This is a genomic window from uncultured Microbulbifer sp., from assembly GCF_913055755.1.
In the GTDB taxonomy this organism is placed as follows: domain Bacteria; phylum Pseudomonadota; class Gammaproteobacteria; order Pseudomonadales; family Cellvibrionaceae; genus Microbulbifer.
The window spans coordinates 1-9,573 of the sequence record NZ_CAJXKH010000122.1; the positions used below are offsets into that span (position 1 = coordinate 1).

Below are 9,573 nucleotides of genomic sequence, written 5' to 3' on the forward strand. Positions count from 1 at the left end.
CAGCGGCCATTCCATCGGCAAGGTGGTGCTCAACGTTTAGTAAGGTTCTTGTCGCTTGCCCACCAGCGTAAAAATTCTCGACCCAGTGCCCGCTGTGGCAACGAATGGAAATCTTCCTCAAAACCCTGTTCTTTTTCCATTGCCGTCACCCGCCGGTTCGCGGCCGCAAACCAGTCGGCGGGGTCATTTACACCCTCTGCCAGCGCATCACCATACAGCGCCGCACTGAACCAGGTGCGCTCGGAATCGTCACTGCAACCGAATGAGGTGCGGTCCGCCGCGGCGGAGGTGAACACCACCCGCTCGGGGGATGCCAGCGGGTCTTTCCACTGGCCGGAATAGCACGCGGAAATGATGATCCACTGGTAGCGTGCGTTCAGGGTGTCGAGCCACCGCTTGCCATCCGCCACTGACAGGTAGTTCAGGGGCAGTTGTTGTTCCGCCAGTACCAGGTCGCCGTTGCTGTCACCGTGGCTGACAAGGTGCACCAGCAACAGGTCTTCCTCCGGGTCCATCACCGCGTCCAGCGCCTTGAGGCTTCGCTCCACACTGGTGCGGGTGGCCAGCGGCAGGCTTCCGTCGCTGCCATTGCTCAGGCGGATCTGGCGCTGCGCGATATCGAACACGGTACCGAGGCGGCCGGCAACCCAGTTCACCTCCTTGGTGAACACTCCCTGAGTACCGTCGCCGCCCACCACCAGGGTGTACACGTCGCGCACTCCGGGGCGCTGCGGTGCGAGAGTAGCGAGGGCCGCTTGCAGGCGCTCGGCCTCGCTGTAGAGGCGGGCTTCCACGCTGGTTCTCGCGGTGGTTTCGCTGTTGATCCACGCCTGTTCACTGGGGTAGTACTGGTCGTTAACGAAATAACCGGCTTCCTCCACCGGCTCCCCCCGGGCGCTATTGCGCAGGCGTACGCCCTCGCCGTTGGCCTGCCCGTACTCGAAACTGGCCCGTATCTCGGTGCCATCCGTGCGGGTCAGTATGCCCTTGCCGTGGGGCTGGAAGTCCTGCAGCTCGCCTTCATAGCTGCCGAAGCCGGGCCACACCACGGTGCCCCGCGCGAGGTCGCCGTTGTGGAATTCGCCTTCCCACGCGGTGTCGCCGCAGTCATAGCGGCCCTGGCCGTTGAGGTCGCCCTCGGAAAACTCGCCGGTATAGGTACAGCCATCGCTGTAGACAAATTCCCCCTGTCCGCTCAGGAATCCGTTCTCGAAACCGCCCCGGTAATGGCGACCATCGGGCCAGGTGAGTTCGCCGCGACCGTGGAACAGGCCATCCTGCATCTCGCCCTCGTATACCGAGCCGTCGGGCAGCACAGTGCCGCCGCCGAACGCGGGCTTGCACGCGGTAACCAGCAGGATCAGGAAGGGGAGGGAGAGATGTGCGGCGTGTTTCATGGGGGATACCGGTATTGCTGTATCGGCGAGGTTACCAAATTGCCCGGTCGCTTGTCCGGTCCCTTGCTTGGCCCCTTGCTTGGCCGTTTGCCCGCGGGATATGGCCTCGCTTACAGCGACTTCAGGTAGCCGGTGCCACCCAGCTGCCGCGCCTGCCGGTTGATGGTAAATGCCCGGCCCTGTACATATTCCGAAGGGTACTTCGCAGACATGCGCCTGGGGCTGGGCAGTACCGCGGCCAGCAGACCGGACTGCCAGCGGCTGAGGTACTGCGCGGAAGTGCCGAAGTGACTGCGTGCCGCGGCCTCGGCACCGTATATGCCATCGCCGAACTCCGCGATATTCAGGTAGACCTCCAGGATCCGCTCTTTCGGCCAGAGGATTTCCATCCACAGCGCAAACCAGGCCTCCAGTCCCTTGCGCAGATAACTGCGGCCATTCCACAGAAACAGGTTCTTGGCGGTCTGCTGGGTGATGGTGCTGGCACCGCGGGTGCGCCGGCGGTTTTCGCTCAGGGCCTTTTGCAGTGCGACCAGATCAAAGCCCATATGGTTCGGAAATTTCTGGTCTTCGGCGGCAATCACGGCGATCTGCAGGTTGGGAGAGATATCGTCCAGGGGCCGCCACTGGTGCTTTGCTTCGCGGCTATTGCCAATTTCCCAGGCGAAGATTACCGCGGACGAGGGCGGGTCAATCCAGCGCAGCGCCAGCACCGGCAGTGCGGTTGCGAGCAGGCATATGATGGCGAGCCACAATGCGGGTTTAAGCAGTCGCTGCACTCGGCGGGTCATTGCGCACCTGTTGAGCATGGGTAGTGGAGTGAATTCAAAGTTTGACTGTGGGTGTACTGTGATAGGTTCAGCGCACGAGGGTTCCATCTGTGTAGCGAGAATTCGCGGCGGGGCCATTGTGCCAGTGTGACTGGAGAGATGTTCGCAGTCCTGTCACAACTTTGCCCTAGGCTGGGCGGTCAAGTGATAACAACAGGGAGCTTCGGTGTGACCCAATTTACCCGACGTAATTTTATCAAAGCGGCTCTCGCGGCTACCGGCGGCGTTGCCGTCTCCACTCCGCTGCAGGCCATGACCCGGCCCCAGCTGCCCTCCGAGGTCGCCTTCGCGCACGGCGTGGCCAGCGGCGATCCGCTGCAGGACGCGGTGATCCTGTGGACCCGGGTTACTCCGCGGCAGACTGCCGCGACCACCGGACCGACCAGGGTGACCTGGGAGCTGGCCCGCGATCCTGAATTTACCGACACCATCCGCCGCGGCGGGGCAGAAACCGATCTCGCACGGGATTACACGGTAAAGATCGATGTTCAGGGCCTGCAGCCAAACACCACTTACTATTACCGCTTTGTCGGCGCCAGTGAGCAGAGCCCGGTGGGCCGCACCAAAACATTACCGGAAGCCGGCGTAGAGCAGTTGAAACTCGCGGTATTCTCCTGCTCCAACTACCCGGCGGGTTACTTCAACGTCTACCAGCTGGCGGCGGGCGCCGACGACTGGGATGCGGTGTTGCATCTCGGCGATTACATCTACGAGTACGGCGCCGGCGGTTACGCCACAGAACAGTCTGCCGAGATCGGCCGCGCGCTGCCGGAAGACAACCGCGGTGAACTGCTGTCACTCACCGATTATCGCAGGCGCTATGCGCTGTACCGCAGCGACGCCGGCCTGCAGGCGCTGCACGCCGCCGCGCCGTTTATCGCGGTGTGGGACGACCACGAAATCAGCAACGATACCTGGAAAGCCGGGGCGCAAAACCACAGCGAAGACGAAGGTGACTTCTTCGCCCGCCGCGTCGCCGCGGTACAGGCGTATTACGAATGGCTGCCGATCCGCCCGCCCATGGGCGAGCGCAACCCGCAGATCTACCGCAGTTTCAGCTTCGGCGACCTGCTGGATCTGCACATGCTGGATACCCGCGTGATCGGCCGCGACCAGCAACTGGATTTCGCCAGTTATATCGACAGCGACGGTAACTTCGACGGTGAGGGCTTCACCAGCGCGATGTCGGATCCCTCCCGCTCACTCCTGGGCAAGCCGCAGTTACAGTGGCTGCAGGAAGCCCTGACCGCCTCCAGCGGCCGCTGGCAGATGCTGGGGCAGCAGGTACTGATGGGGCGTATGCACCTGCCGGTGGAAATGATGACCAGTTTCTACCGCGGCGACAGCCAGGATCTCACTGCCGAGCTGATCGGCCTCAAGGCCGCGAGCCTGCAGGGGGAACCGCTCAGTGACAGCCAGCGCGCCCGCCTGCAACAGGTCGTGCCCTACAATCTCGACGCCTGGGATGGCTACGCGGTGGAGCGCGAAGCCCTGTACCGGCACATAAACTCATTGAACAAAAATCTGGTCGTGGTGGCCGGCGATACGCACAACGCCTGGTACAGCCACCTGAAAGATGCCAAGGGGGAAATGGTGGGGCTGGAATTCGCGACCCCCAGCGTTACCTCCCCGGGCATGGAGACCTATCTCAAGCTGAACGAGAAATCCGCAACCGAGCTGGCGGCTGGTATGGCGGTACTGGTGGACGACCTGCAGTACTGCAATCTGCACCAGCGCGGCTATATGGCGCTGACCTTCCGTCGCGATTCGGTGCAGGCAGAATGGATGTACGTGGATAACATCGACAGTACCGAGTTTGCCGAAGTGGCCCGCCACAGTGTCACCCACAGTCTGAGAGGATCTTAATTTTCTCGCACCGACAATCCGCACAATCAAAAAAGCCAGCGCGACACGGAAGTCGCGCTGGCTTTCTATTGGCTTGCCCGACCGGCGTTATCAGAAAGCGCCGAAACGCTTGCTGAATTCCAGGCTCAAGGTGCGCGGCGCGCCTTCGATATAGGTGGGGTAGCCGAAGGAGGCACCGGTATTGCCGGCATCCATGATGTACTCCTCGTCCAGCAGATTGCTGGCGGCGAGGGTCAGCGCCCAGTTGCGATCACTGGCGGCAATGCCTGCGCGCAGGTTGAGCAGATCCACGGCGTCCTCTTCAAACCGGTTGGCGATATCGAAATACACCGAAGAGCGATAGCTCCAGCTGCCGCTGCTGGTGAACAGCAGGCTGCTGTTGATCGGTGTCTCGTAGAGATAACTGACGGCACCGGTCAGCTCCGGTTGCAGGCGGAACTGGTTGCCGGCGTAGCTGCCGTTATTGGAATCGTCGTCGATGCCCGCATCGATATAGGCCATGTTTGCCAGCAATTGCAGATCTTCCGTCGCGCTCCAGCGCAGCTCCGCTTCCAGTCCGGTGTTGGTGGCGGAGCCAGCATTTTCTGTACGCGACTGGCCGCTGTCCTGGTCGATCACGTTTACCTGGAAGTTATCGTAGTTCTGGTAGAAGACCGCCAGTGCGTAATCCAGTGGCGTGCCGGCGAGGCGGCCCTTGATACCCAGCTCGTAGTTGGAGATTTCCTCCGCCGGCACGATGTTCTCGCTGCCGGAAGATATGTCGATCACTTCCGAGCGCTCACCTTTGGAGAGGGTGCCGTACAGATTGACGCTGTCGTTCAGGGTGTACAGCAGATTGAAGCGTGGCAGTAGCGCGGAGTTGTCGGACTCGCCGCGAATAACGTCGCCGCTGGTATTGTGGGCCAGGCCGAAGAACAGGTCGGTCAGTACACCCTGGGAAGCGAGAATCTGGGAAAAAGGCATTTCGCTGGAGTAGCTGGATTCGCGCTCCTCGCGCACCAGCCGCGCACCCACGGTGGCTTCCAGTTGCGGGGTAACCTGGTAGGAAACGTCTGCAAACAGGTTCACGCTGCTGTTGCTGGCCCCGTTGGCGTAATAGCTCTGGTAGGGCAGGGCCGCCAGCGTGCCACCGGTGAGCAGCGCGGTGCTGTCCACATTGCAGCCCGGAATATTGACCGCGGCCAAAGCACCGGCGCAGCTGAGAAAGGTGCCTTCCTCGGTGGCGAAGCCCACGAACTGTTCGGCTTCTTCCTCGAAGTAGCTCGCGCCCACAAAGCCGTTAATACGCTCGCCGCTGAAATTCAGGCGCAGTTCGTGGCTGGCCTGGTCACCACTGGCATCCTCGGAAAAATTCAGCATCTCGAAACCTGTGCCGTCTGCATCGAATGCTTCCAGGGAATCGTAGTCCCGCTGCGCGCCGATATAGGTAAGTGCCAGCTGGTTGTTGATGGTCCAGTCCACCGTCGCATTGAAATCTTTAACGGTGCGGTCCACACCGATATCGTTCATCCCCAGTATGTTGTTGTCGGGTACGCTGAGCGCGGCCTGGTCGGTAAACAGCACAGACTGGTTGACGAAGGCGGTACCCGGATCGCTGGCCTTGTCATGGTTGTAAACCAGATCGATGGTGAGGTCGTCGCTGGGGGTGATGCGCAGACTGGGGCGGAAGGCCTCGCGCTCATAGCCATTCAGGTCTACCTCGCCACTGGAGTTCTCCACGTAACCGGCCCGTTCCCGGGTGGTGAATGCCAGCCGGCCCTGCAGTATCTTGTTGCCACCGGTCACCATGCCTTCGAGCTTGCGCATATCGTAATTGCCGGCACCCACCGTCAGCGACGAGGCAAAATCCTGCTGTGGTTTTGCGGTGATAAAGCTCATGGCACCGATGGAAGCGGCAGTGCCAAACAGGGTTGCCTGCGGGCCCTTCACCACTTCGACGCGCTCCATGTCGTATACCTCGAAATAGGACGCGCGGGAGCGGGATACATCGGTACCGTTCAGGTAAACCGAAACCCGTGCCGCACCCGGGGCGCTACCATCATCGGAGGTGATCCCGCGGATTACGTAGCCGTTGTTGTTCACACTCTGTTGCTGCACCACCAGACCGGGTATCAGGTCGGACAGGCTGTCGAAGCGGTCGATACCGAGTTCATTCAGGGTATCGCTATCCATGCTGCTGATGGTCATCGGTACATCCACGATAGCCTGCTCGCGCTTTTGCGCGGTGACAATCACCTCTTCCAGTTGCGTCTGTTGTTGTGCCTGAGCCTGCAGCGCAAAAGCAGAAATGACACAGGCCAGGGTGGACAGAGGGAAGTTCCGTTTCAAAATCCGGTTCATGGTAACTCCAGCATTTATTGTCAAAAAATACGCGCTGGATACTAGACGGCGATTAATACGATGGCGTGACCAATCAGTGACAAATCGTTTTGATGGCGATGTGGATGCGGTGGCTGCATCGGCACAATGGTGGTTGGTGGTTGGTGGTTGGTGGAGGGGAGTATGACGGAGGGCGCCCGAGAGGATTAGCTTCGCCCTGCGGGCTCGCTGCTCTCCGGCGCTTTGCGCCTGCGAGTCGAACCTGGGAATTCCGCGAAGCCCTCGGGCTTGGGGTGATAAATGAGAGAGGTCGCCCGAGAGGATTAGCTCCCTGCGGTCGCTGGTCTCCGGCGCTGCGCGCCTCCGGCTCGAACCTGGGAATTGGTCGAAGCCCTCGGGCTTGGGACGATATATGAAAAAGGCCACCCGTTGGGTGGCCTTTTTCATATATGGCCCGCCCGAGAGGATTCGAACCTCTGACCTTTGCCTCCGGAGGGCAACGCTCTATCCAGCTGAGCTACGGGCGGTTGACACTGACCTTGGCGGTCAAATCTGCGCCAAATCAACGGGTTACACAACCCCGGCGCGGACGCGGATTATACAGAAGGGCGGTGACAGGGCAAAGGGAATTGGGCCGTATCCGGATTCTTATGCTGTGCGATTGGTGCGCGGGCCTTCGCAGGGGCGGGCGGTATGCTTATAATGCGCGGCTGACTGGTAGAGGTATGTGGCGAACACGCCGGAATCTACGGGCCACTTGGGCCTTTAGGGGGAATGGATGAAAGTTGTATTGAATTTTGTAGCGGCACTGGCCGTGGTGGCTGGTGCGGCGGTAGCCGTGGCCCAGTCTGCCGATGAACAGATCGCCGAACGCATCGCGCCGGTAGGTGAGACCTGCATGAAGGGCGACGAGTGCGCGGCGGCGGCGCCTGCGGCAGCGGCTTCTTCCGGTGGTGCCCGCAGCGGTAGTGACGTTTACAGTGGCCACTGTGCCGCCTGTCACGGTACCGGCGCGGCCGGTGCACCCAAGTTCGGCGATGCTGGTGCCTGGGGCCCGCGGATCGACAAGGGCATGGACACCCTGTACACCCACGCGCTCAACGGCTTCAACGCGATGCCGGCGAAGGGCCTGTGTATGACCTGCTCCGATGACGAGGTCAAGGCTGCTGTCGACCATATGGTAGAGGGGTCCAAGTAAGCGACCGCTTGCTCTGGAAAGAAAAAAGGCCGCTCATTGAGCGGCCTTTTTTGTGGCTGTTCACTTGTTGGCACGGCGTTAGCCATTCGGGCCATCCATGGCCCTCACCCTTCGGGCAGCCTCCGGCTGTGCAAAACGGCAATCCTGCCGTTTAGTCGAACATGCTCAACAGCGACCCCAGGGTCTCCGCGCCCTTCGCCTGGTTCTGTTCCGGCGTGGCCTTGCCGAAGCCTTCAAATACACAGTCCTCCTCCGGCAGTTCTTCGAGGAAGCGGCTGGGGGTGGTGTCCTGGTTCTCGCCGAACATTTTGCGTTTGCCGGCCAGGGTCATGGTGAGGGTCTTCTGCGCGCGGGTGATACCCACGTACGTGAGGCGGCGCTCTTCCTCGATGTTGTCGTCCTCGATGCTGTTGCGGTGGGGCAGCAGGTTTTCTTCCATGCCGATCATGAACACATGGGGGAACTCCAGGCCCTTGGCCGCGTGCAGGGTCATCAGGCTGACCTTGTCGGTGGCCTCTTCCTCTTCCTGGCGGTCGAGCATGTCGCGCAGGATCAGCTTGGAAATCGCCTGTTCCAGGCGCACGTCCTGCTCCAGTTCGTCGTCGGTGCCCTCCATGGTTTTCATCAGGCTGTCGAGCAGCCAGTAGACGTTCTCCATGCGCTTCTCGGCCACCTTCTCGCTACTGGCGTTCTGGGAGAGCCAGCCGGCGTAGTCGATATCCTCGAGCATTTCCCGCAGCGCGGACTCCGGGCTGTTGTCGCGGCAGTTCCTGGCCACGCCTTCCAGCCAGTGGGCGAAGCGGTCGAGGCGTTCGTAGCCGGCTTCGGTAATGTGTTCCCTGAAGCCGATTTCGCTGCAGGCGCGCAACATCGAGATCTCGCGGCCCTTGGCATAGTTGCCCAGGGCCTCCAGGCTGCTGGTGCCGATCTGGCGGCGCGGGGTGTTGATGATACGCAGGAAGGCGTTGTCGTCATCCGGGTTCACAAGCAAACGCAGGTAGGCCATCACGTCCTTGATCTCCGCGCGGGCGAAGAAGCTGGTACCGCCGGACATCTGGTAGGGAATCTGGTTTTCCTGCAGCTTCATTTCAATGAGGCGCGCCTGGTGGTTGCCGCGGTAGAGTACCGCGAAGTCCATGAACTTGGCGCCGCGACGGGCCTTCTGCAGGAAGATTTCGTTGGCGACCCGCTCCGCTTCCTCGTTCTCGTTGGTGACCTTGAGCACGCGGATTTCGTCGCCAAGGCCGCGGTCGGACCACAGCGCCTTGTCGAACTCGTGGGGGTTGTGGGCGATCAGGTGGTTGGCCACCTTGAGGATGCGGCTGGTGGAGCGGTAGTTCTGCTCCAGTTTGATCAGGCGCAGGTTGGGATAGTCCTGCTTCAGCTGGCTCATGTTTTCCGGGCGCGCACCGCGCCAGGCGTAGATCGACTGGTCGTCGTCGCCCACCACAGTGAGGCCGCCGCCGCTGCCCACCAGCATTTTCACCAGCAGGTACTGGGAGCTGTTGGTGTCCTGGTATTCATCCACCAGCAGGTAGCGAATTTTACTTTGCCACTTCATTCGCGCCTGTTCGTTGTGTTTTAACAGCAGCGTGGGCAGCAGGATAAGATCATCAAAATCCAGAGCGTTATAGGCTTTTAAGTGGTTTTGATACTGCCGGTACGCCTCGGCGAATTCTTTTTCACCGGTACTGGTTACCTGACGTAATAACTGATCGGGCAGTAATAAATCGTTTTTCCAGTTCGAGATGCAGCTTTGTAGCAAAGAGAGCTGGTCTTTATCGCCATCTAAGGTGTCTTCGGTGAGGTCAGTTAACAGCGCCAGCGAATCTTTATCGTCAAACAGTGAAAAGCCGGGTTTTAAGCCCAAATCTTTCACATGCGATTTGATGATGTTCAGCCCCAGGGTGTGAAAGGTAGAGACTTTCAGGCCCCGCGCTTCTTTTTTCCCCAAGGTTTGCGC

At 60.5% G+C, this 9,573-nt stretch carries 6 protein-coding genes and 1 tRNA gene; 2 read left to right on the plus strand and 5 right to left on the minus strand.

The window, feature by feature from the left end; all coding sequences use genetic code 11:
• Positions 1-29: 29 nt before the first annotated feature.
• Positions 30-1,397 carry a C13 family peptidase gene (locus QZ511_RS15380; protein ID WP_295803680.1) on the minus strand — a complete coding sequence of 456 codons (1,368 nt, stop codon included), beginning with the start codon at positions 1,395-1,397 and terminating at the stop codon, positions 30-32.
• A 110-nt stretch (positions 1,398-1,507) separates the two neighbouring features.
• A complete protein-coding gene (mtgA, locus tag QZ511_RS15385; RefSeq protein WP_295803681.1) occupies positions 1,508-2,188 on the minus strand; it encodes a monofunctional biosynthetic peptidoglycan transglycosylase in 681 nt (226 codons plus the stop codon).
• A 207-nt stretch (positions 2,189-2,395) separates the two neighbouring features.
• Between mtgA and QZ511_RS15390 the strand changes: the two genes are divergently transcribed.
• On the plus strand, positions 2,396-4,093 hold the full coding sequence (locus QZ511_RS15390) for an alkaline phosphatase D family protein (RefSeq protein WP_295803683.1): 1,698 nt from the start codon (positions 2,396-2,398) through the stop codon (positions 4,091-4,093).
• A gap of 90 nt (positions 4,094-4,183) precedes the next feature.
• On the opposite strand, the gene QZ511_RS15395 is transcribed toward QZ511_RS15390, so the two are convergent.
• A complete protein-coding gene (locus QZ511_RS15395; protein WP_295803685.1) occupies positions 4,184-6,433 on the minus strand; it encodes a TonB-dependent receptor in 2,250 nt (749 codons plus the stop codon).
• 429 nt (positions 6,434-6,862) lie between these two features.
• Positions 6,863-6,939: transfer RNA gene (locus tag QZ511_RS15400), tRNA-Arg, on the minus strand.
• Positions 6,940-7,190: 251 nt separating this feature from the next.
• Here QZ511_RS15400 and QZ511_RS15405 point away from each other — a divergent pair.
• On the plus strand, positions 7,191-7,610 hold the full coding sequence (locus tag QZ511_RS15405) for a cytochrome c5 family protein (protein ID WP_295803686.1): 420 nt from the start codon (positions 7,191-7,193) through the stop codon (positions 7,608-7,610).
• 151 nt (positions 7,611-7,761) lie between these two features.
• Here the strand turns inward: QZ511_RS15405 and QZ511_RS15410 are convergent.
• On the minus strand, positions 7,762-9,573 hold a 1,812-nt coding region (locus QZ511_RS15410; RefSeq protein ID WP_295803689.1), incomplete at its 5' end, for a 3'-5' exonuclease.

Coding starts and splice junctions, on each gene's coding strand:
- QZ511_RS15380 (WP_295803680.1), bottom strand. CDS start 1,397: ATGAAACACGCCGCACATCTCTCCCTCCCCTTCCTGATCCTGCTGGTT.
- mtgA (WP_295803681.1), bottom strand. CDS start 2,188: ATGACCCGCCGAGTGCAGCGACTGCTTAAACCCGCATTGTGGCTCGCC.
- QZ511_RS15405 (WP_295803686.1), top strand. CDS start 7,191: ATGAAAGTTGTATTGAATTTTGTAGCGGCACTGGCCGTGGTGGCTGGT.
- QZ511_RS15395 (WP_295803685.1), bottom strand. CDS start 6,433: ATGAACCGGATTTTGAAACGGAACTTCCCTCTGTCCACCCTGGCCTGT.